General features: G+C 62.9%; 1 protein-coding gene. It reads right to left on the bottom strand.

Going from position 1 to position 272, the window contains the following annotated elements:
• The coding region (locus tag ACFIKI_RS08565) for a deoxyribodipyrimidine photo-lyase (protein ID WP_375666800.1) at window positions 1-272 on the bottom strand (272 nt) is incomplete at both ends.

The following is a 272-nucleotide window of genomic DNA, read 5'->3' as shown; positions in this document are numbered from 1 at the left end:
CTGAAGGCCGCGGCCGCATGCATCCGCCCGAATACCTCCGTCACTTCGCCCACGGCGACTTGCAACCGTGCGCCGCATGCACGCAGTTGCTCCGCAAGATCATGCAGGCATTCCTGGATAAAGAGATAGTGCTGGGATGCGGCGTCCGGCTGCGCCCACAGGCTTGGCTCGATGACGTACAAACACAAGACTTTGCCCTGGCGGGCAGCGTGGACAAGCGGAGCATGGTCGTGCACCCGCAGGTCGCGCTTGCACCAGACAACGGTGTAGCT

It is taken from the genome of Bartonella sp. TT121SHDZB (assembly GCF_042193415.1).
In the GTDB taxonomy this organism is placed as follows: domain Bacteria; phylum Pseudomonadota; class Alphaproteobacteria; order Rhizobiales; family Rhizobiaceae; genus Bartonella.
The sequence above is the reverse complement of the archived record's forward strand: the minus strand, read 5'-3'. Positions and strand labels throughout refer to the sequence as shown.